The 21,949-nt window shown below is 68.7% G+C and carries 14 protein-coding genes; 4 read left to right on the top strand and 10 right to left on the bottom strand.

Annotated elements, in window-relative coordinates; translation table 11 throughout:
• Window positions 1-9 precede the first annotated feature (9 nt).
• From IBX22_RS11280 to IBX22_RS11265, 4 genes are all read right to left on the bottom strand, one after another.
• Window positions 10-921 (bottom strand): hydroxymethylglutaryl-CoA lyase, encoded by a 912-nt coding sequence (locus IBX22_RS11280; RefSeq protein ID WP_194815224.1) that lies wholly within the window; start codon window positions 919-921, stop codon window positions 10-12.
• 249 nt (window positions 922-1,170) lie between these two features.
• The gene (locus IBX22_RS11275) at window positions 1,171-2,385 is read right to left on the bottom strand and encodes a CaiB/BaiF CoA-transferase family protein (protein ID WP_194815753.1); all 1,215 of its coding nucleotides are present in this window, start codon (window positions 2,383-2,385) and stop codon (window positions 1,171-1,173) included.
• Between the two features lie 54 nt (window positions 2,386-2,439).
• Window positions 2,440-3,363 (bottom strand): TauD/TfdA family dioxygenase, encoded by a 924-nt coding sequence (locus tag IBX22_RS11270; protein ID WP_194815223.1) that lies wholly within the window; start codon window positions 3,361-3,363, stop codon window positions 2,440-2,442.
• Between the two features lie 93 nt (window positions 3,364-3,456).
• A complete protein-coding gene (locus IBX22_RS11265; RefSeq protein ID WP_194815222.1) occupies window positions 3,457-4,227 on the bottom strand; it encodes a deoxyribonuclease IV in 771 nt (256 codons plus the stop codon).
• Window positions 4,228-4,358: 131 nt separating this feature from the next.
• Here IBX22_RS11265 and IBX22_RS11260 point away from each other — a divergent pair, with 131 nt between their 5' ends.
• Together IBX22_RS11260 and IBX22_RS11255 are read left to right on the top strand one after the other, a co-directional pair.
• The gene (locus IBX22_RS11260) at window positions 4,359-5,921 is read left to right on the top strand and encodes a protein kinase (protein ID WP_194815221.1); all 1,563 of its coding nucleotides are present in this window, start codon (window positions 4,359-4,361) and stop codon (window positions 5,919-5,921) included.
• Between the two features lie 188 nt (window positions 5,922-6,109).
• The gene (locus tag IBX22_RS11255) at window positions 6,110-7,918 is read left to right on the top strand and encodes a protein kinase (RefSeq protein WP_194815220.1); all 1,809 of its coding nucleotides are present in this window, start codon (window positions 6,110-6,112) and stop codon (window positions 7,916-7,918) included.
• Between the two features lie 3 nt (window positions 7,919-7,921).
• Here the strand turns inward: IBX22_RS11255 and IBX22_RS11250 are convergent, their stop codons facing one another.
• Entirely contained in the window at window positions 7,922-8,407 is a 486-nt protein-coding gene (locus IBX22_RS11250; RefSeq protein ID WP_194815219.1) for a glutathione peroxidase, read from the bottom strand.
• 116 nt (window positions 8,408-8,523) lie between these two features.
• Between IBX22_RS11250 and IBX22_RS11245 the strand changes: the two genes are divergently transcribed.
• Together IBX22_RS11245 and IBX22_RS11240 are read left to right on the top strand one after the other, a co-directional pair.
• Window positions 8,524-9,300: an ABC transporter ATP-binding protein gene (locus tag IBX22_RS11245; RefSeq protein WP_194815218.1), complete on the top strand. Its 777-nt coding sequence runs from the start codon at window positions 8,524-8,526 to the stop codon at window positions 9,298-9,300.
• A complete protein-coding gene (locus IBX22_RS11240; RefSeq protein WP_228538297.1) occupies window positions 9,300-11,921 on the top strand; it encodes an ABC transporter permease in 2,622 nt (873 codons plus the stop codon). Before IBX22_RS11245 ends, IBX22_RS11240 begins: the two co-directional genes overlap by 1 nt.
• Before the next feature lie 51 nt (window positions 11,922-11,972).
• On the opposite strand, the gene IBX22_RS37420 is transcribed toward IBX22_RS11240, so the two are convergent.
• The 5 genes from IBX22_RS37420 to IBX22_RS37415 all read right to left on the bottom strand — a co-directional run bounded on the left by IBX22_RS37420 (window position 11,973) and on the right by IBX22_RS37415 (window position 21,589).
• Window positions 11,973-14,036 (bottom strand): ADP-ribosylglycohydrolase family protein, encoded by a 2,064-nt coding sequence (locus tag IBX22_RS37420; protein ID WP_228538296.1) that lies wholly within the window; start codon window positions 14,034-14,036, stop codon window positions 11,973-11,975.
• Between the two features lie 377 nt (window positions 14,037-14,413).
• The gene (locus tag IBX22_RS11225; protein WP_194815217.1) at window positions 14,414-15,598 is read right to left on the bottom strand and encodes a VWA domain-containing protein; all 1,185 of its coding nucleotides are present in this window, start codon (window positions 15,596-15,598) and stop codon (window positions 14,414-14,416) included.
• Complete coding sequence (locus IBX22_RS11220) at window positions 15,595-17,781, bottom strand: DUF5682 family protein (RefSeq protein WP_194815216.1); 2,187 nt, start codon at window positions 17,779-17,781, stop codon at window positions 15,595-15,597. Before IBX22_RS11220 ends, IBX22_RS11225 begins: the two co-directional genes overlap by 4 nt.
• Window positions 17,778-18,875 (bottom strand): AAA family ATPase, encoded by a 1,098-nt coding sequence (locus IBX22_RS11215; RefSeq protein WP_194815215.1) that lies wholly within the window; start codon window positions 18,873-18,875, stop codon window positions 17,778-17,780. Before IBX22_RS11215 ends, IBX22_RS11220 begins: the two co-directional genes overlap by 4 nt.
• Entirely contained in the window at window positions 18,872-21,589 is a 2,718-nt protein-coding gene (locus IBX22_RS37415) for a DUF5691 domain-containing protein (protein ID WP_228538295.1), read from the bottom strand. The genes IBX22_RS11215 and IBX22_RS37415 overlap by 4 nt, the downstream gene beginning before the upstream one ends.
• Window positions 21,590-21,949: the final 360 nt, after the last annotated feature.

Raw genomic sequence — 21,949 nt, 5'->3', positions numbered from 1 at the left:
CGGAATTCGCTAGCGCGCGACCCATTCGAAGGCATCCGCCTTGGAGCGGGCGCCCGCCGCGGTGCGTGAACGGTTCGGCTCGCCGAGTTCGGTGAGCAGGTCCTCGGTCACGCCGACCATGGCGGCCAGCGTCGCGGGGGTGAACCAGTCGGGGCGAGTGGCGAAGAGGATGTCTTCGGAGGCGGTGTTGCCGCTGGCGCCGGGAGCGAAGGGGCAGCCGCCGAGGCCGCCGAGCGAGCCGTCGACCATGGTCGCGCCTGCCGCGATGGCCGCGAGGGTGTTGGCGACGCCCATGCCCCAGGTGTCGTGGCCATGGAAGACGATGCGGCGCTTCGGGGTTTGCGCGCGGACCGCGGCGATCAGCGCGCTCACCTGAGCCGGATGCGCTTGGCCGAGGGTGTCGGCGAGCACGATGTCGGTGGCGCCGTCGGTGCGCGGGTCGTTGGCGATCGCGAGGACGCGTTGCGGGTCGACCGGGCCGTCGAACGGGCAGGTGAAGCTGGTGGCCAGGCAGAGCTGGATGGCGCCGCCCACCTCGCGGGCGATACGCACCGCGTCGGGCATGGCGGCCACGCTGTCCTCGGCGGTGCGGCCGATATTGGCCATGTTGTGCGCGTCGGAGACCGACAGGCAGTACTGGAAGTTGCGCACGCCCGCTGTCGCGGCCTTCTCGACGTGGCGCGGCGTCGCGACCCAGAGCCAGCAGCGCTGTAGCTCTTCGGGGGTGAGGGCGGCGACGAGGTCCATGGTGTTCGCCATCGGCGGCACCAGATCGGGCCGCGCCATGGAGCCGATCTCCAGCTCGGGGACCCCGAGCGCCAGGAGACGGCGCACGATCTCGACCTTGCGGTCGGTGGGGAGCACCTTGCCGGTGAGCTGCAAGCCGTCGCGCAGGGTCACATCCCGCAGGACTGCTGTCACTTCTCTTCCCGCGACTGCGCGGGTACGCACATCACGCCTGCCCAGGATCTCCGATTCGTGCCGGCCGGATTCGGATGCACTGTCGGCCTGCTCGGCGCCGGAGAACGGAGCTCACCTCTGCTGCGTCCTGCCGGGCGTCTGCGTCCACGCCGCCTACTCATGCCCGGCACCCTATCGGCGTTGGCCGCGTTGCGCGAGCACCGGCCCCCACGTCGGCGTGCTGATCTTGCCGGGGCGCGGGTGGCGCGATTACGCGTCGCCGGTGTTCAGCGCGGCTATTTCCTGCTCGGTCAGACCGAGCAATCCCGAGAGCACCTCGCTGGTGTGCTCGCCGAGATCGGGGCCCACATTGCGGATCGGCAGCGACTGCCCGCCGATGACCGGGACGATGCCGGTGAAGCCGACTTCCTTGGGTTCGGGCTCGCCGACGTCCACCGGGAAGGACTGAATCATATTGCGCGACTTCAGCTGTTCGTCGGCAACCAGATCGGCGGCGGTGTAGATCGGACCGCAGGGAATGGCGGCCTCCTCGAGGATCTTCAGGGCCTCGTCGCGGGTATGCCGGATGGTCCATTCGGCGATCGAGGCGTCCAGCCGTTCCCGATTGGTCCAGCGTCCCCAGTTGTCCTGGAGTTCCGGATCGGCGGCCAGGTCGGGACGGTCGATGACCCGCATGTAGCGCTGGAAGATGGCATCGCCGTTGCCGCCGATGATGATGCTCACCCCGTCGCTGCACGGGTAGGCGTTGCTCGGGGCGATGCCCTCCATCCGGCCGCCGACCCGTTCGCGTTTGATGCCGTAGGCCAGATAGTCGGGGACCAGCGATTCCATGACCGAGAGAATGGATTCGTTGAGGGCGACGTCGATGATGCGCTGTTCCAGCGGCACTCGCTCGACGCGCTCGCGCTGGAACAGGGCCATCACGGTGCCGAACGCGGCGTAGATGCCCGCGATGGAGTCGCCGATGGAGACGCCCACGCGGACCGGCGGACGATCCGGGTCGCCCACCAATTCGCGCAGGCCCCCGACGGCTTCGGCGACCGCCGCGAAGCCGGGGCGCTGGGCGAGCGGGCCGGTCTGGCCGTAGGCGGAGATGCGGGTGATCACCAGATTCGGGTTGGCCTCGGACAACGCCTCCGGGCCCAGACCCCACTTCTCCAGGATCCCGGGCCGGAAATTCTCCAGCAGCACGTCGCACTGCTCGAGCAGGTCGAGGACGATCCGGCGTCCCGCATCGGTTCGCAAGTCCAGGGTGATGGACTTCTTGTTCCGGTTGATAGTGCGGTAGAGCATCGAGGTATCGCCGCCGTAGAGCCGCCAATTGCGCAGCTCGTCACCGGTTTTCGGGCGTTCCACCTTGATCACCTCGGCGCCGAAGTCACCGAGGATGCGCCCGGCCGTCGGTGCGGCCACGTAGTTGCCCAGTTCCAGAACGCGCACACCGTCGAGCGGCCGAATCTCCATCGTCACAGCGCCCACGATAGGGCGCGATCCCCATGGATCGCGCCCGACCGGTTCTCAAGCGGCCTTGGCCGCGATCTGCTCGACGACCGAGTAGTGCTCGGCGTTGCCCTCGATGATGGTGCTCTGCTCGCCGTCCACGCCGACCGGGATGTCGCCCGCCAGGGTGATTCGGGTCAGACGGCGCGGCTGGCCGTCGTAGTCGTCGACGGCGTAGTGCTGGGTGGCGCGGTTGTCCCAGATCGCCACATCGCCGAGCTGCCAGTTCCAGCGGGTGGTGTTCTCCAGCTTGATGACCCGGTTCTGCAGCAGCTGGAACAGCGCCTGCGACTCGGCGGCGGTGAGGCCGACGAAGTTCTTCACGAAATGCCCGAGCAGCAGCGCGCGTTCACCGGTGACCGGGTGCACGCGCACCACCGGATGCTCGGTCTCGTAGTAGGTCGACTCGAATTCCGCGCGGTAGGCCTTGCCCTGCTCGTTGGCCGCGTGCCGGTCGCTGCGGTCGGCCGCGTAGTCGTAGGCGTTGGTGTGGCGGGCGCGCAGGTTGTGCACCAGCGCCTGCAGCGGCGCGGGCAGCGACTCGTAGGCGGCGACGGTGGAGGCCCAGGTGGTGGAGCCGCCGTACTCGGGCAGGTGCACCGCGCGCAGGATCGACGCCTTCGGAATGCGGTCCACGAAGGTGACATCGGTGTGCCAGCTGTTGGCGCGGCCGTACTCGGAATCGATGGGCAGCGACTTGACGCCCTTGGAGGTGACGGTCGGGTGCGGGGTGGTGGGGGTGCCCAGCAGCTCCGCGAACTCGTATTGGCCGTCCTCGGTCAGCTGGTCTTGACCGCGGAAGAAGATCACCTTGTGCTCGTGCAGCGCATCCTGGATCAGCGCGACCGTATCGGCGTCCAGATCACCACCCAACCGGACGCCGTCGATGCGCGCGCCGATCCGGCTGCCGAGTTTGACCACTGTTGCTGAATCGACGGACATTGGTGTGCCTTTCGCTTGAACGTTTTGCTGTGTTCGAGCACACCAGCGGGACCGCCGGCCGAACAGGTTTACCCTCAGCCGGATCGAAAGCCGTTACCCGACTTGCTCGCGCAGGTAGGCGATATCGTCGGCGACGCCGTCCGCCGGGGTTTCCAGCACCACCGGGGCGCCCGCGGTGCGGCACACCTCGGCGAGCAACTCCGGATCAATGGTGCCTTCGGACAGATTGGCGTGCCGGTCGGCGCCGGAATTGAACTCGTCGCGCGAGGAATTCAAGTGCACCAGGTCGATCCGGCCGGTAATGGCTTTGATCCGCTCGACCACGCCGACCAGCTCCTCGCCGCCCGCCCAGGCGTGGCAGGTATCCAGGCAGAAACCGGCGCCGAAATCACCGACCGCGTCCCACAGCCGGGCGATGGAATCGAAATGCCGGGCCATGGCGTGATTGCCGCCCGCGGTGTTCTCGATCAGGATCGGTACCGCGAAGCCGCCCTTGTCCTGCTGGCGTTCGAACAGCTTGCGCCAGTTCACGATGCCGGCCTCGATCTCGGCGTCGGACCGGACGTGGCCGCCGTGCACGACCAAGCCGAACGCGCCCAGCTCGGCGGCGGCCGCGGCCTGCAGGGCCACGGCTTGGCGCGAGGGCATGCGCAGCCGGTTGTTCGTGCTCGCCACATTGATCTGATACGAGGAGTGGATCACCACGTCGATCTCGCTGGCCTTGATCTGCTCGGCCAGCGGATGCGGTGTCGGTTTGTCCCAGCTCTGCGGATCCACAACGAAGAACTGGACGACTTCGGCGCCGAGTTTCTCACCCAGGCCGATCGGGTCGCTGTCCTGCCTCACGTGAGCGCCGAGTTTCATGCGACCGAGCTTAGGCCGGGCCACCGACAAACCAGCGCGAGCGGGCGATAATCGAGTTGTTGCGGGAGCGTGGGCCGGCGAGATACACCGGTAGGATCCGCGTGCTCGGCCCGATGAGGGGGTGTCCACCTGTGTTGCATGCTGGCGAGGTCTTTGCCGGTTATGTCGTCAAACGCGTGCTCGGCCAAGGCGGCATGGGCACCGTCTACCTGGCGCAGCATCCGCGGCTGCCCCGGCTGACGGCGCTGAAGCTGCTGGACCGGGAGCTGTACCGCGACGACGAGATCCGCCAGCGATTCGAGCGCGAGGCCGACCTGGTCGCCCAGCTCGATCACCCGAACATCGTCACCGTCTACGACCGCGGCGCCGAGGACGACCAGCTGTGGATCTCGATGCAGTTCGTGGCCGGCTCGGACGCCGCCAGCGCGGACGTCGACGCGATGGCCCCGGCGCGGGCGGTGCACATCATCTCCGACACCGCCGCCGCCCTGGACTTCGCGCACGCTAACGGTGTGCTGCACCGGGACGTGAAACCGGCGAACATCCTGCTGGCCAAGGCGCCGATCGGGCAGCCGGAACGGGTGCTGCTCACCGATTTCGGGATCGCGGCCATGCGGAACTCCGACAACACGCTGTCCTCGGTGGGGCAGATCACCGCCACCCTCGCCTACGCCGCGCCGGAACAGCTCAGCGGCACGCCGATGGACCACCGGGCCGATCAGTATTCGCTGGCGTGCACGTTGTTCTGGATGCTCACCGGGACGCCGCCGTTCGCCGGCGGGAATCCGGCGGTGGTGATGAACGGTCATCTCTTCGGGCCGGTGCCGTCGCTGCGGCAGGGGCGGCCCGGACTGCCGCCCGCGCTGGACGGGGTGCTGGCGCGAGCGTTGGCCAAGCGGCCCGACGATCGGTTCGCCTGCTGCACCGATTTCGCGGCGGCGGCTCGGCAGGCGCTGGCTTCCGTTGGGCCGCAACCGCATTCGGCCCAGGGGCGGCCGCCGCAACAAGCTCCGCATGCCGGCTATCCCGGGGCCTGGCCGCACCCCGGGTATGCGCCGCCTGTCTACCCCGGGTACGGCCCGCAGCCGACCCGGTCATACCAGGGACATCCACCGCAGCCGACTAATCCGTACACGGGGTACGGTCCGCCGGGCCGACCCCCGATGTACCCGAATCCGCCTGGGCCGTCGGCATATCCGCCCGCGGCCGCGGGCTACACCTCGGGAGTTCCCCCGGTGCCTGGAGTTCCGCCGGTCCCGGGCGTTCCGCCGGTCCCGGGCGTTCCGCCGGGAAGGGGCGTTCCGCCGGCGAACGGTATGCCGCTGAACTTGCAGCGGCCGCCGGTGCCGGGAAGAGCGGTTGCGCCTGGAGTACCCCCGATTTCGGGCGGGCCGCCCGTCGCGGGCAGGCCGCCGACATCGGGTCCGCGGCCTTCGCCCCCGAGTTCAGGGCGAAACCCCTTGCCACCCAGGGGAACCGATCCGCCGCGTCCTGCCAGCCCGCCGCGTCCCACGGACCCGCCGCGTCCCGCCGACCGGCCGCGAACCGACCCGCCCGCTCGCTCGGAAAGTGCTGCGCCGCAACGCCCGCCGTCGGGCACCCGCCGGACTGTGCGACCCATCACTATCGCGCTACCCGATGCCCCTATTCGCCGTGGTCGCCCGCCCACCGGCGAACAGAACACTCCGCCATAGGGATTCGCTATAGATCGTCGCCTGGAACGCCCTGGCTCCCATCCGCGATACCCGTTCGTCGGGCATTGAGGGTGTGTGACAACTGCTAGGGTTTCCGTATTCCGCGGTCGGGCGACGCCCTGATCGCGTTCTCGTGCTGTACGCCTGGCACCGGTGGGTCCCGGTGCGGGCGGGAAGTGGAGCAAGACATGCTGGCCAGCGGTGATGTTTTCGCCGGCTATGTCATCGAACGGCAATTAGGCCGCGGTGGCATGGGCTCGGTTTACCTGGCGAAACATCCGCGGCTGCCGCGGATGACGGCGCTGAAGCTGTTGAACCGGGAGATGTTTCACGACGAGGAGGTGCGGGCGCGGTTCGAACGGGAGGCGGATCTGGTCGCCCGGCTCGACCACCCCAATATCGTCACGGTGTACGACCGCGGGCTCGAGGACGAGCAGCTGTGGATCTCCATGCAATTCATCGACGGGATCGACGCCGCCTCGGTGGAGCCGCAGTCGCTGCCGCCGGCGCGGGCCGTGCAGATCATCAAGGAAACCGGTGAGGCGCTCGACTACGCGCACGGCATGGGTGTGCTGCACCGGGATGTGAAACCGGCCAATATTCTGCTGGCCCGGTCCGGTAGCGGGCGCGGCGAGCGGGTCTACCTGACCGACTTCGGTATCGCCCGATTGCGCGATGACACCGGCCATCTCACCCAGACCGGCACCTTCACCGCGACCCTCGCCTATGCCTCACCGGAGCAGCTGACCGGTTCGCCGCTGGATCATCGCTCGGATCAGTACTCGCTGGCGTGCACGCTGTTCTGGCTGTTCACCGGCACCGGCCCGTTCGCCTCGACGAACCCGGCGCAGGTGATCCAGGGTCATCTGCAAACCGCCGCGCCCGCGCTGAGCAGTGTGCGGCAGGGGCTGCCGTACGCGCTGGACGGGGTGCTGGCCAAGGCGATGGCCAAGCGGCCCGACGACCGGTTCAACTCGTGCTCGGAATTCGCGGCGGCCGCGCAGCAGGCGCTGACGGATCGCAGTCAGCCGGCGATTCCGCTGGTCGGTGGTCTGCATCCGGTGACCGGGCCGCAGTTCCCGACCGCGCACACCTCCACTCCGCAGCTGCCGACGGCGGGCGGGATGCATCCGTCCAATCCGCAGGTGCCGACCTATCAGATGGGGCAGGCCAGCGGCCCGCATTCGCTGTCCGGTGCGCCGACGGCGATCACGCCCGCGCCGCGGCTGGCCCAGCACACCATGCCGGTGGGATCGACTGCGCAGCAAACGAATTCGAGCGCGCCCTACGCCCAGCAGCACGCCTACGGCCCGCAGGGCGGGTACAACGCGCCGCCGCGCACGCCGATGGGTCCGCGGCCGGGCGGGCTGCCGCGCAAGTCCAACGCGGGCGTGATCGTCGGCGTGGTCGTCGGTGCGGTGGTGCTGGTGGTCGCGTTGCTGGCCGTCATCGGCGTCGTCGTGGGCGACGACCCGGAGACGACGCCGACCCGCACCGCCACCGCCTCGGCGACCGCGACGGCCACCTCCGCCAGCAATGCGCCCGCGACGACCGCGAGCGTGGCGGCGATCAGCCGCGAGTTCCCGAGCCTGGTCCCGGCCGAAACAGCCGGCGACTCCGGGTACAACGGCGCCACCTGCAGTTCGCACACGACCAGCGCGCCGCCGAATCCGACCGACGGCACACCGGATTTCGGTAAGTGGGGCTACGCGTGGGACTGCTTCGGCGGCGGCGACAACGAGGACCCGTTCTACACGATCTACATGTACAACTCGGCCGCCGACGCCCAGGCGGCGGTGAACAATCTGCCCAAGGATGCCACCAAGTCCAACGACACCAACGGCGGAAAGTCCTACACCAACTACAAATTCACCGATAGCGGCCCGAAGATGGTGACCGTGTTCAGCGGATCGCGCGGGCAGTACCTGATGTACACCGACGGCATCGTCGACACCCACGAGGAGGTGCTGCGCTGGTGGCGCTCGGCCCCGCTCTGAGGGTTAGAGAACCGATTCCACCGCGTCGCGCAGAGCGGCATCCGCGGGGGTGACGGTCGGCCGGAAGCGCCCGGCCACCTTGCCTTCGCGGTCGATCAGGAACTTCTCGAAGTTCCACTGGATGTCACCGGCGGCGCCCTCGGCGTCGGCGGTCTGCACCAGCTCGGCGTACAGCGGATGCCGATTTTCCCCGTTGACCTCGGTCTTCTCCAGCAACGGGAAGTCCACGCCGTAGGTGGTGGCACAGAACTGCGCGATCTCCTCCGCGCTGCCGGGCTCCTGCCCCATGAACTGGTTGCACGGCACACCGACCACGGTGAAGCCCTTCGGCCCGTAGGTCTGCTGCAGCTCCACCAGGCCCGAATACTGCGGCGTCAGACCACATTTCGAGGCCACATTGACCAGCAGCACGGCCTTGTCGCCGGCCAGCTCGGCCAGCGTGGTCGGCGCGCCGTCCAGGGTGCGCAGCGCGGTATCACGAATCGTCATTCGCCCCACGCTACTGGATCCTGCCCTGGTAGGACTCGGGCCCGAAGTACTACTACCAGGGGAGTCAGGGGAAATCCGGATGGCGCGGGGGGAGATCGCCCGACAGACTGGAGGGCATGACTTCGCACGCTCTGGGTACCGACACCGCTGAACAGGCGGCTACGACCGATGTCGCGGCCCGTGCAATAGATGTGTCCAAGGTTTACGGCTCGGGAGATACACAGGTCAAGGCCCTGGACGGGGTGTCGGCCGAGTTCGCTAAGGGGGAGTTCACCGCGATCATGGGTCCGTCCGGATCCGGCAAGTCGACCCTGATGCACTGCCTGGCAGGTCTGGACAGCGCGTCCTCGGGCGTAGTCCAGATCGGTGACACCGATCTCACCAACCTCTCGGACAAGCAGATGACGGCGCTGCGCCGGGACCGGATCGGGTTCGTGTTCCAGGCCTTCAATCTGGTGCCGACGCTCACCGCCTTGGAGAACATCACGCTGCCGCTGGATATCGCGGGGCGTAAGCCGGATCAGGAATGGCTCGATACCGTGCTGAAGCGGCTCGGGTTGACCGACCGGCTGACGCACCGGCCCAGCGAGCTATCCGGTGGTCAGCAGCAGCGGGTGGCTTGCGCGCGGGCGCTGGCGGGGAAGCCGGAGATCATCTTCGGCGACGAGCCGACCGGCAATCTCGATTCCCGTTCCTCCGGCGAGGTGCTCTCGATCCTGCGGGCCGCCGTGGACGAGTTCGGGCAGACGGTCGTGATCGTCACCCACGAACCGCATGCCGCCGGGTTCGCCGACCGGGTGGTGTTCCTGGCCGACGGGCGCATCGTCGACGAATTGCGCGATCCCACAGCCGAGTCCGTGCTGGACAAGATGAAGGCGCTGGAAACACTCTGATGTCTGCGAATCCCATGCGCAAGGTCGCCTTGCGCAACCTCGCCGCCCATAAAGTCAGACTGGCTCTGACCGTGTTGTCGGTCATCCTCGGCACGGCGTTCATCGCCGGATCCTTCGTTTTCACCGACACTTTGCAGCGCACCTTCGACGGGATCTTCGAAGGTCAGGCCAAGGGCGTCGACGTGCGGGTGAGCCCGGAGTCGCAGCAGTCCTTCGGTGTCCCGCAGGGTGCGGTGGACAAGGTCACGAAGATCGAGGGCGTGCGCGCGGTCGCGCCCGGCGTGAACGGTCCGCTGGTGCTGCTGAATTCGGCGGGCAAGCCGGTGCAGACCGGCGGCGCGCCGAGCTGGGGGCAGTCCTATGTGCCGCCGGAGCAGGCGGTCGAGGAGCCGCCGAAGTTCGTGCAGGGCGCGCCGCCGGGCAAGGCGGGCGAGATCGCGATCAACTCCGGGGGCGCCGAACGCTCCGGGTTGAAGGTCGGCGATCGCGCCAAGGTGATCATCCCGGCCCGCAGCACCCAGGAACGCCCGGCGCTCGAGGTCACGGTCACCGGCATCTACGACGTCCCTTCGGACACGGGCGGTTTCATCGGTCTGCTGTTCGAGGACAAGCAGGCGCGCGGGCTGTTCACCGACGGCTCGCACGTGGCCTATATCGATATCGCCGCCCAGCCCGGTGTCGCCGTCAACGACCTGCGAGACCGAATCGCCGCCGAGGTCAAGGGTTTCAAGGTCCAGAACGGCGACCAGGTGCGCGAGGACATGAAAGCGCAGCTGGGGGAGGCGCTGAAGTTCATCAACTACTTCCTGCTCGCCTTCGGCGCGATCGCGCTGATCGTGGGCACCTTCATCATCTACAACACCTTCTCCATGATCGTGGCGCAGCGGCTGCGGGAGTTGGCGCTGCTGCGCGCGGTCGGCGCGAGCCGGCAGCAGGTGGGCCGGACGGTGGTGTCCGAGGCGCTCGTCATCGGAATCATCGGCAGCGTCATCGGTTTGGCCGCGGGCGTGGCCCTTGCCTATGGGTTGTCCGCCGCGCTGAACGCCTTCGATCTGGGCTTGCCGACGGGTTCCATGGCGGTGCTGCCCCGCACCATCATCGTCGGTCTGATCGTCGGTGTCGGGGTCACGGTGATCAGCGCCTACGCCCCCGCGCGCAGGGCGGCGAAGATTCCGCCGGTCGAGGCGATGCGTGAGGAGTACAAGTCGGGCGATGAACCGCTGCGGCTGGGCCAGGTCATCGGTTCGGCTCTCAAGGTTCCGGGTCTGGCACGGGTGCTGGCCGGGAATTCGCTGCGACTGCGCACGACTGCCGGTTCCGTGCTCGGCGTCGCCGGTATCGCGGCGGTCGTGATCGGTGCACAGGGCACCGGAGGTCGCGCGGCGAGCATCGTCGGCGGCGGTGCGCTGGCGTTGATCCTGGCGGTGCTGCTGGTGCTGCCGGCGCTGTCTCGTCCGGTCGTCGGCGGGCTCGGTGTGCTGATCCGGCCCTTCGGGCCGATCGGGCACATGGCCCGCAACAACGCGGTCCGCAATCCGCGCCGTACAGCGGCAACGGCTTTCGCGCTGACGCTGGGTTTGATGCTGGTCTCCGCCATCGGCATGCTCGGGGCCTCGGCCAAGGCCAGCGTGAGCGTGCTGGTCGACAAGGGCATCGCGGCCGATTACACCCTCGCGGGGCCGCAGAACTCGATGATCGGGCTGTCACTCGGGGTGCCCGACGCGGTCCGCAAGGGCGTGCCGGACGCGGCCGACGTGGTCGGCTTCCGTGGTGCGGCCTTCCGGGTCGACACCGATCAGATGCGCGGCGTGTCGCCGGACGCACCGATGGACAACGTGTTCAACACCGAAATCATGCAGGGCTCCCGCACGCTCGGCGAAGGCAATGTGCTGGTCTCCGAGAGTGAAACCGCCGAGCATCGGTGGCAGGTCGGCCAGCGGATCGAACTGACCACACTGGACAAGAACCAGAAGATACCCGCCACCATCGCCGGTGTGTACCGGGACAATCCGCTGCTCGGCGACATGGTGCTCGCACCGCAGGTATTCGACAAGGTCATGCCGCCGTCCTTCCAGAACAACTTCTTCGTTCTGGTCAGCGCGAAACCGGGCGTCGATCTGGGGGCCATGCGCACCCAGCTGGAAAAGGCCACCGAGGAGTTCGCGGTGGTTCAGGTCCAGGACCGGGAGCAGGTCAAGGGCGCTCAGGGCCAGCAGATCAACACCATGCTCGCGATCCTCTACGGCCTACTCGCCTTGGCGGTGGTGATCGCCATCCTCGGCATCATCAACACCTTGGCGCTGTCGGTGGTGGAGCGGCGGCGCGAAATCGGTATGCTGCGGGCGGTCGGCACCCAGCGCGCCCAGGTTCGCCGCACCATCTACCTGGAGTCCATGCTGATCGCCGTTTTCGGCGCCATCGTGGGCGTGATCATGGGCCTCGGGCTGGGCGTCGGATTCCTGCGCACCCTCGCCGATCTGGGCATCGACCAGATCGCGATTCCCTGGACCCAGCTCGTCGTGGTGCTGATCAGCTCCGCGGTGGTCGGCGTGCTCGCCGCGCTGTGGCCGGGTATCCGGGCGGCGCGGACACCGCCACTGGCCGCCATCGCGGATCTGTAAGCAGCTCAACCTGATTGCGGACGCCGGAACCACTGTGGTTCCGGCGTCCGGTCAGCTCATGTGGCGTGCGAACCAGTCCGGGCTCGGGCCGCCGTACTCGCCGCTCGGCGGGTTGGGGCCGAATTCGGTGCAGTAGTCGATGGCCAGTTCCTCGACGACGGTGTGCACGTCGACCGCGCGCCAGGCCGGTGGAATAGCCGATGCTCCGAAACAGGCGCCGAGGATGCTGCCGCAGATCGCGCCGGTGGCGTCGCTGTCACCGGAGTGGTTGACCGCGAGCAGGATTCCGTTGCGGACCATCTGCTCCGGCGTGCCGCCGACGGTCTGCGCGGCGAGTGCCGCGTAGACGGCGATGGCCAGCGCTTCCGGGCCGATCCAGCCGGGGCCCAGCGCTTCGGTGTCCTCCGGGCGCGGGATCCGGGCGCCCACCCGGTCGGCCAGCCGGACCGCGGCATCCAGGGCTTTCGAAGTTTCCTCGTGCCGTTCGTATTTGCGCAGTTCGGTACGCGCCCGGTCGATGGCGGCGCGCAGATCGGTGCCGCGGACCAGCTCGTAGACGATGATCGCCAGGGTGCCCGCGGGCAGCCAGCCGCTCGGATTGCCATGCGTGAGCGCCGCCGCATCACAACCCAATTCGAAGACGATCTCGACCGCCAAGCCGGTGCGGTCGAGCAGATAGCCGAAACCGCACGGTGCGGAGCGGGCCAGGGCGGCGCAGCCTTTGGAATCGTTGACCGGCTCGGTGCGGGTACCCAACGGCGCGAACGGTTTTCCACGCGCGCCTGCCTTCTGCAGAGCGGAGATCACCGCCAGGCCGTTGCCGCGGCGAGCGACCAGTGCCGGGTGCACCGCGAGTCTGCTGTGCAGCTCGGTCTCCTGCTCGGGGATCTCGACCCCCTGGCCGCGCAGCCACACCAGGAATCCCTGCTGCATCATGCCGAGGGTGGCGCCGCCGCTGCCTTTCGCCCGGGCCCGCACCGAGCCCTTGATCAGCGCTTCCATCGTGAACAGCGCCAGCTGGGTTTCCTCGGAGATCTTGCCCTCGAACCGATCGCCGGTGACGCCGTTCGGGCCGTAGCGCTGGCGGATATCGACCAGCAGCAGGTTCTCTATCGGGGCGCCCAGTGCATCGCCGACCGCGCCGCCCAGCAGGGAACCGTGTACCCGATCCGCTACCGCGCGAAGGGAGCTCGAGCGGAGGGGTTGCTCGGTCGGACGGTTCGGAGGTCGCCGATCCGGCTGGGGAGGCCTGTGGATAGTTCGGGGCTGCTCCGGTTTGCGCCAGGCTTCCAGCGCTGCCTCGGCGAACTCGCAGCAGGTGCGGAAGCGGTGGTCCGGATCCTTGGCCATGGCCTTCGCGAGCACCGTATCCAGTCCGGCGGGGAGATCCGGGCGGGCGGCGCGCAGCGAAGGCGGTGGCGACTGCACGTGCCCCCACATGATCGCCGCGATATTCGGCGCGTCGTAGGGACCGTAGCCCGTCAGCATCCGGAACAGGGTGCAGGCCAGCGAGTATTGGTCGGCGCGATAGTCGACGGGTGCGGCGATCAGCTGCTCGGGGGAAGCGTAGGCCAGGGTCGCGACCAGGGTGCCCGTGCGGGTGAGGCGGCCGGAGTCGGCGAGCAGTTTCGCGATCCCGAAGTCGGTGAGCAGCACCCGCTCGGTGAAGCCGGGGCCCGCGCCCGCCGAGCGGGACAGCAGGATATTGGCGGGCTTCACGTCCCGGTGCAGCACACCCTGGGTGTGCGCGTAATCGAGCGCGCCCGCCGTCTGGTGCAGGATCTGCATCGCGCGCGCGACCGGCATCGCGTTGACCGGGATCGCCGCCGTGTCCACGCCGTCGACGTACTGCATCGAGATCCACAGATGGTTGTCCTCGATGCCGCGGTCGTGCACGGTGATGATGTTGGGGTGGTCCAGCTGGGCGACCAGGTCGGCTTCGCGTTCGAACCGGCCGCGGGTCTCCTTGTCGCCGAACAGCTCCCGGTGCAGCAGTTTCAACGCCAGCAGCTTCGGCAGCCGGGGATGCCGGGCCGCGTACACCGCGCCCATCCCGCCGCGCCCCAGCTCGCGTTCGATCACGAAGCCGGCGAATACATCACCACGGCGCAACATCCGTGCCCCCCACATCCAGCGAGCTCAATCGTTAGCAGCCTAGCCAACTCCTAGGCCGCCAATCCCGCGTCGGAGCGGTTCCCGCGCCTACCATCAGTTAGCTGAAAGTTAGCCACCCATCGATAAGGAGCTTTGATCATGGCAATTCTGGAGACCGTTCTTACCCTCGTCACCTCCGCGCTCGACCTGGCCACCCAGCTGTCCGGATTCGGGTCGGTCGGATCCTGATGGATTCCGCCTTGTCCGTCCTGTCCCTGGCGAGCACTGCGCTCACCACCTATCAGACCGTGATCGATCTGGTGGGCGCCATCATCTGAGCGCCCGCGCTTACCGAGGTCCCCCGGGCGTCCGGCCCTTGGGGGACCTCGTCGTCGGCTCTACCGTCGCCCCCGATCCCGCGCCGCGGCCCAAGCGTGCACGTCACCACGATCGATAGCGACAGCGAGCAGATCCGGGAAGGCGTCGGGCGTGCAGGCGAAGGCGGGGACGCCGAGTGCGGCGAGCGCCGCGGCATTGTCGTGGTCGTAGGCGGGCGCGCCGTCATCGGAGAGGGCGAGCAGCACCAGCACCTGCACCCCGGATTCGCGCATGGCGTTGACCCGGCGCAGCATTTCCGCGCGGATACCGCCCTCGTACAGATCCGAGATCAGCACGAACAGCGTGTCGGCGGGGCGGGTGATCAGGGACTGGCAGTAGGCCAGGGCCTGATTGATATCGGTGCCGCCGCCGAGTTGGGTCCCGAACAGCACGTCGACCGGGTCGGTGAGCTGGTCGGTCAGGTCCGCGACCTCGGTGTCGAAGACGACCAGCGAGGTGCGCAGCGCCCGCATCGACGCCAGCACCGCGCCGAACACCGACGCGTACACCACGCTGGCGGCCATCGATCCGGACTGATCGATCGCCAGCACCACATCCCGCCGCACCGCCTGCGCGGTCCGCCCGTACCCGACCAGCCGCTCCGGCACCACGGTCCGCTGCTCGGGCAGGTAGTGCGCGAGGTTCTTCCGAATCGTCTTGTCCCAGTCGATATCCCGGGGTTTCGGCCGTGTCGTCCGGGCCGCCCGGTTCAGCGCACCCGTCACCGCCGCCCGGGTATGCGCGGCGATCCGCTCCTCGATTTCCCGCACCACCTGCCGCACGACGACACGCGCTGTCGCCCTGGTGGTTTCCGGCAGCACCGAATTCAGCCCGAGCAACGTGCCCACCAGATGCACGTCCGGCTGCACCGCCTCCAGCAACTCCGGCTCCAGCAGCAACTGCGTCAACTCCAGCCGCTCCACCGCATCTCGCTGCAACACCTCCACCACCGAAGACGGAAAGTACCGCCGAATATCCCCGAGCCACCGCGCCACTCGCGGCGCGGACCCCGCCAGCCCACCCGTCCGTTTCCCGGCCGCCTCCTCATCCCCGCTGTTGTACAAACTCCCCAGCGCCTGATCCATCGCGAGATCATCCGCGTCTCCGAGCCCCCCGCCCTCCACCTCAGCCGCGGCCCCCAACACCAACCGCCACCGCCGGTGCGCGTCTCGGTCGTCGTTGCCGGTGGCGTGTTCGGGGGTCATGGGGTGGCTCCGAGGATTTGGGCGACGGCGGTCATCGCGGGAGTTCCGCGGGCTGGGTCGAGCATCGGGGGTGGGGTTTCGGGGGTTTCCGGGGTGCGGAGGGTGTTGGCGATGGCGCGGCGTTCGGCGGGTTCGAAGGTGCTGAAGGTGCGGCGGAGGAGGGGGAGGGTGGTGATGAATTGGTCTTCGGTGAGGGTGTGCAGCCAGGTGTCGATGAGGTGCAGGAGTTGGCGGTCGTGGACGAGGAGGAGGCCGCGGCTGCCGAGGAAGCCGTCGATCCAGGCGGCTTTGGCGGCGGGAGTTGGGCCGATGGACAGGGCCGCGGAGAGCCTTCGGGCGGAGTCGGGTCGGTCGATGCGGCCGGCGTCGGAGAGCAGGCGGACGGCGCGGCCGACCAGAGCACCGTGGACGTCTTCGCGGTCGGCGAGGCGGTGCAGGGCGGCTAGCCATTCGGTGGTGGCCCAGGGGTTGTCGCGGGTGTGGATGGCGGTGTGGGCGGCGTCGAGTTGGGTGCGGAGGTGCTCGGCGGCGGTGGTGTCCAAGGCGGTGACCGCGCTCGGGAGGCCCGCGCAGATGCGGACCAGCAGGCTGTCGGCGACGTGGGCCAGGGCGGCGGTGTCGGTGCCGCGGACGTCGCCGTAGCGCAGGGTGCCGATCAAGCTGGGGAGGGCGGCGAGCAGGTGGGTGACGTCGTGGTCCAGGGCCGCAACGGTTTCCAGGCGGGCGACCAAACCCGCGGTGGCCGGACCGAGGTCGGCGAGGAGCGCGGATTCCAAGGCGGCGGTGAGGTCGGCGAGGTCGATGTCGGGGCGGGCGGCGGTGTCGAGCACCTTGGCGGCGGCCGCGGCGGCGATGGTGGTGCCCCAGCGCGAGGCCTCGATGACCGCGACCGCGAACTCCGGCCGCCAGCGCAGCGACCAGCTCTCCCGGAACGTGCCGGTGCCCCGGATATCGCTGGATACCTCGGTACCCCAGGGGATTCCGAGCAGCCGCAGCCGGTGCAGCAAATGCGACCGCTGGCGTTCGCGGTCCTTACGCAGATCCAGGTCGAGGGCTTTCGCTTGCGGCTCTTGCTTCATCCGCAGCGTCCGGATCCGGGCCCGCAGGTCGGCGTCCAGCGGAACCGCGGGCGCACCGTCGGGCACCGACCCGAGCGCCTCGCCGACGACGAGCTCGGAGTTGACCACCCGTACGAGTGTCTCCTCGCCACCGCACATCACCGCCCGCACGGCTTCGGTCACCTCCGACAGCCCCGCCAACGGCCGCCCCCGCAACACCGCCAAAGTCTCTGCCAGCCGCACCGATTCGATGACATGCGCACTCGACACCGGCAGATCCTGCGCTCGCAACACCCCCGCCACCTTGGTCAGCCACCGCACCACCGGCTGCTCGGTCGCACTGAACAAATGGTGATACCAACCCGGCGAATCGATCCCCGCCCCATACCCCGACGCGGTCGCCAACCGCGAATGCGTCCACGGCACCCACGTCACCGTCGCCTTCACCTTCGGCAACCCCTTGAGCAACCGCGCATCCGGCGCCGCGGGCCCGAGCGGCCCGGCCAACGCCGGCGCATGCCACGCCCCACACACCACCGCCACCCGCCCCACCCCACCCTTGAGCGCCTTCCGCAGCACCTGCCGCATATACGCCTCACGCCGCAATGTGTGCGCATCCACGCGAGCCTCGGTGCGCAGTGCCGCCATGGCTTCGGTGATGGCGTCGAAAGCGTCCAGGTGCGGGGCGGATTCGAGGACGGTGTCCCACCAGCGTTCAGTGTCGTCGTGGCCGGCGGCGGCCGCGAGTTCGGCTACCGGGTCGATGGCGTCGCCGGGTTCTTCGCAGGCGGCCAAGACCATAGTTGAGGGGAGGTCGCAGAAGTGGACGGGCACACCGTGATCCGCGGCGTATCGCATGGCCTGCCACTCCGGGGAGAAGACGGCGAAGGGCCAGAATGCCGCGCGGGCAGGTTGATCCGGGACGTAAGCGAGCAAGGCGACGGGCGGGGCCATGCCTTCGGCGGCGACGAAGCCGACCAGAGGGTCGGCGTCGGCGGGGCCTTCGATCAGGATCGTGTCGGGCTGGAAGTCGTTGAGCGCCTGCAGGAGTGAGCGGGCCGAGCCCGGCCCGTGATGGCGTATCCCGAAGACTCGCGTTTGCGGGTCCGTGGCCGCCGAGGTCATTCGCTGATTTCGCGGCAGGCGCGGTAGAAGTCGGACCAGTCGGGGCGTTCGCGGACTACGGCTTCCAGGTATTCGGTCCAGATGGCGGTGTCGGAGACCGGGTCCTTGATGATGGCGCCGAGGACCGAGCCGGCGATATCGGCGGGGCGGAGGGTGCCGTCACCGAAGTGGGCGGACAGGGCGATGCCGTTGGTGATGACGGAGATGGCCTCGGCGGTGGAGAGGGTGCCGGAGGGGGATTTGAGGGCGGTGCGGCCGTCGGCGGTGCTGCCGGAGCGGAGTTCGCGGAAGACGCGGACGACGCGGCGGACCTCGTCGGCGGCGGGGATAGCGGGCAATTCCAAAGCCGCCCCGAGCTGTTCGACGCGGCGGATGACGATGGCGACCTCGTCGTCCTCGCTGGCGGGGAGCGGGAGCACGACGGTGTTGAAGCGGCGGCGCAGTGCCGAGGAGAGCTCGTTGACGCCGCGGTCCCGGTCGTTGGCGGTGGCGATGATGTTGAAGCCCTTGGCGGCCTGGACCTGGATGCCGAGTTCGGGGACCGGCAGGGTCTTCTCCGACAGGATGGTGATCAGGGCGTCCTGTACATCGGAGGGGATGCGGGTGAGCTCCTCGAGGCGGGCGATCGCGCCGGTGCGCATGGCGGTCATGACCGGGGAGGCGACCAGCGCGCCTTCGCTCGGGCCCTCGGCGAGCAGCCGCGCGTAGTTCCAGCCGTAACGGATCGATTCCTCGGCCGTGCCGGAGGTGCCCTGGACCAGGAGGGTGGAGGCGCCGCTGATGGCAGCCGAAAGGTGTTCCGACACCCAGGTTTTGGCCGTGCCGGGCACGCCGAGCAGCAGTAGCGCACGGTCGGTGGCGAGAGTGGCGACCGCGACCTCCATCAGCCGCCGCGGGCCCACATACTTCGGACTGATCACGGTGCCGTCGTCGAGCACGCCGCCCAGCAGATAGGTCACCACCGCCCACGGCGACATCCGCCAGCCCGGCGGGCGCGGACGATCGTCGGTGGCGGCGAGCGCGGCCAGTTCGGCGGCGTAAGCCTGTTCGGCGTGCGGGCGCAGCAGCTCCGGCACGAGATCGGTAGTGGTCACTGCAGCTCCTCGAGCATCATCGAGCGGTGGGTGAGATCGCGGGCGAGCCGATCGAATGCTTGCTGCCAGCCGGGGTCTTCGCAACGCCGGGCCACCACGGCGGCCATCCCCGCCGCACTGACCGGCAGATGCGCGGCCGCGGCCACCAGCAACGACCGATGCGCCGCGGGCCCGGATCCGTGCGCCCCGGCCCGCTGCGCCGCGACCCGCGAACGTTCGAACAACAACAGAATCAGATGCTGCGCCAGCGCTTCCGGCCACGGATGCCCCATCGCCGGCAGCAGCGCCTCGATCTCGGAGATCCAGGCCCCATCCAACCGCAGCAGATGCCGCACCCGATCGTCCTCGGGCAGCAGCGCGAACAGCTCGCGTCGGCGCAGCAACGCCACATCCGAAGGCACTCCCGCTTCGAACAGCGCTTTCGCCCACGCGGAATCATGTTGTGCCAGCGTGGCATCCACCCAGCCGTCGAACAGCGGCTGCCGGAACCGCTCGTCCACTCCGACCCGGATCACCTCCTCGGGGATGCAGAATTCCTGATCCGGCGAACCCGAGTAGACAACGCCTTCACCCTTCCGGCGAACGGCGGGGTTGCCCTCGGTTAGCGGTGACGTTGTGGGCATGGGCGGGGACGAGGGGTGATCTCCCGCAGCGGAATTGGCTGGACCATTCGAAACGCCTGAGGACGTGTTGGTCGCGCTGATCAATGTCTGCCAGTGGTGAAGCGGTGTCGCGGCGACCAATTGGCGGAGCCGCCCGGCGGTGGGATCGGGTGTTCCATTCCAGCGGTAGGTGAATTCGACTGGGCGGTCGAACATCCCGTCGCGGCGTGCGGCGGTGTCGAGCGGGTTGGGCAAGTCGATGACGAATCGCGCCGCGCCGGGCGCTGTGGATGGCTCGATGCGGAGCCAGGCCCGTGCCCGCGCCGTCATGCGCTGGCCGAACGCCGAATCCGGTAGCAGCGCCAGGAGACCAGAGGCGGTGCGCCGTACATCGGCGCGGCGATCATCCAGTGCGGCTTCGAGTAGTGATTCGTCCTTCACCGACAGCGCCTCTGAGAACGTGGCCAGTAGTTCAGCTTTGACCGCCCCGGATTCCTTCGGCCAAGCTTGCGTGAGCATCTCTCGGGCAGCGTCCGGATCCCGGTGGCGCAGGCGTGTGAACCACGCCAGCCGTTCGGCGGGTTTGGCGGACAGCCAGCTCGCCGGGGTATCGCCGGCGCCACCCTCGGACTCGCTAGGCCACTCTAGTTTTCGCCAGTCCGGATGCTGTGCCGCGAGCCATCGCCCGCGTTCCCCGGCCAAGCGCAGCAGGAGCGGGCGCAATCCCGCATGAGCGCTGGCCTGCTCGAGCAGCAGGGCGCACAGCGCATCGGGTGCCCGGAAATCGTGCGGCGCTGCGGCATCGAACCATTCCGGCAGAAACACCGAACGCTCGCGCAGCATCTTGGCCAGCCGTTGAGCCGCGGCGGCGGGCAGTTGCCGCCGTGCGTCGTCGGGAGCGGGCTCCGGCAGGTCCGTACTGGTGGCAAGCGCGCCGCCGCGTGCGAAAGCGTCCTGCAGCGCCACGGATTCGAGTAGCAGCATTGCCGGGTCAGTGGTCAGTCGCCCGGCCACCTCGCCGACCTGCTCTCCCAATTGGGCGGTGTCCACAGCTCGTCGCGCGGTGCCCAGCAAGGCGACCGAGGTCAGGTGTTCGCTTCCGGCGGTCGCCGCGGAGCCGCGCACTCCAGGCCCGCGCTCGGCCTCGAGATCGATCACCTCGCCTGTGGCGAACACCGAGAACGGCACCAGTCCGGCCGCCGTCCACTCGCCGATCACCGTCACCGGATGCCCGCCGGAGATCCCCAGCAGCTGCCACGGAGTCTCGCCCTCAGTCAACGGCAGCGCCGCGCCACTGGATTCCGTTATCTGCCAGCCATTTTCGTCGACGACCGGAACGACGTCGGTGAGTAGAACCGGCCATGCCCACAGCCACGGATCAGCGGCCAGCGCCCGCGCTTGCGCGGCCAATGCGAGACTAACCGTTCCCGCGAAGTTGGCGGATTCGGATGCGCGCGGCAGCGTGGTGAACGGCTCGTCACCGTCGTAACGCTCGCCCCACAACGCGCGCAGCGGTGCCGCACCTGGGTAGTAGTGCACATCCGCCTCGGCCATCATGCCCAGAGCGGGCACGTCCTTCGGAAAATCCGCCGTGCCGAAACTGTGCTCGACCAGCAGCGCCCACCGCTGAGTCCGACGGCCGTACAACCAAGTTCGCCGGGTATGCAGCCGCTCTTCCTCGGTCATCCGGACGCCGAGCACCATCCACTGGTCACGTACCGCCGGTTCCTCGCGCACACTCGCGGTGCGCGTGGGATACCCGATATGCGTCCGCACGCTGGCCTGCAATGGAGGAGCGAGCTCCGCGAGCCGCCGGTGCGCCGCGATGAGCAGGTGCAACCGCGCGTACTCACGCAGTAAAAGCTCGGGCCAATCCGCGTGGCCCGCGACGATTTCGGGCAGTCGCCGCAGCACCGCCGCCACCCCGGGCGCTTGCGCGTCGACCATCCGGGCCGCCATCGCCGCGAAGACCTTTCGCGATCGATCGGTCTGGGCGAGCCCGGTGCGCACCTGGTCCCCGAGCCAGATGTCGAGTTCCGCCAGCCCAGCGCCGACCCGCACCTCGCGCTGTCGCGCGGCAGGTGTGCTGACCTGCGCTCCGGTCTGGTTCATCGCCGCCCCATTCTCGTCCGTTGACCGAATTCCTACCGCACCCCACCGACAGATGACCGTCCTCCGAGCCAACCGAATTGTGCACCTGCCGGATTCGGCCGGAAAGACACCCTTGCGCTGAATGTCCGATATCTGGCATCCTGTTCTGTTCGGCTCCGTCCGAGCCACCCATTCCGGGTGCCACACTTCGAGCTGCCCGCGTGGGTTGGCGAGGGGTGGACATCGAGTGTGGGGGGCTCATTCGATGGCCATACCATCCTTCGCGGGCAGATTCGGATCTCTCCGAGTAGTCCCCGCCGCCGGTGGGCGAAATTCCCGCTGTCGGGTAGCGTTTCGCTCGAATTTGCCGATCGGGGTGGA

Origin of the sequence: Nocardia sp. XZ_19_385, assembly GCF_015355755.1 — a bacterium.
Taxonomy (GTDB): domain Bacteria; phylum Actinomycetota; class Actinomycetes; order Mycobacteriales; family Mycobacteriaceae; genus Nocardia.
This window is presented reverse-complemented; position numbering and strand designations above follow the sequence as displayed.

Excerpts from the sequence above, each read along its gene's own strand:
- IBX22_RS11275 (WP_194815753.1), bottom strand. The coding sequence starts at position 2,385 with ATGGAGATTCGGCCGCTCGACGGTGTGCGCGTTCTGGAACTGGGCAAC.
- IBX22_RS11270 (WP_194815223.1), bottom strand. The coding sequence starts at position 3,363 with ATGTCCGTCGATTCAGCAACAGTGGTCAAACTCGGCAGCCGGATCGGC.
- IBX22_RS11265 (WP_194815222.1), bottom strand. The coding sequence starts at position 4,227 with ATGAAACTCGGCGCTCACGTGAGGCAGGACAGCGACCCGATCGGCCTG.
- IBX22_RS11255 (WP_194815220.1), top strand. The coding sequence starts at position 6,110 with ATGCTGGCCAGCGGTGATGTTTTCGCCGGCTATGTCATCGAACGGCAA.
- IBX22_RS11250 (WP_194815219.1), bottom strand. The coding sequence starts at position 8,407 with ATGACGATTCGTGATACCGCGCTGCGCACCCTGGACGGCGCGCCGACC.
- IBX22_RS11245 (WP_194815218.1), top strand. The coding sequence starts at position 8,524 with ATGACTTCGCACGCTCTGGGTACCGACACCGCTGAACAGGCGGCTACG.
- IBX22_RS11240 (WP_228538297.1), top strand. The coding sequence starts at position 9,300 with ATGTCTGCGAATCCCATGCGCAAGGTCGCCTTGCGCAACCTCGCCGCC.
- IBX22_RS37420 (WP_228538296.1), bottom strand. The coding sequence starts at position 14,036 with ATGTTGCGCCGTGGTGATGTATTCGCCGGCTTCGTGATCGAACGCGAG.
- IBX22_RS11225 (WP_194815217.1), bottom strand. The coding sequence starts at position 15,598 with ATGACCCCCGAACACGCCACCGGCAACGACGACCGAGACGCGCACCGG.
- IBX22_RS11220 (WP_194815216.1), bottom strand. The coding sequence starts at position 17,781 with ATGACCTCGGCGGCCACGGACCCGCAAACGCGAGTCTTCGGGATACGC.
- IBX22_RS37415 (WP_228538295.1), bottom strand. The coding sequence starts at position 21,589 with ATGAACCAGACCGGAGCGCAGGTCAGCACACCTGCCGCGCGACAGCGC.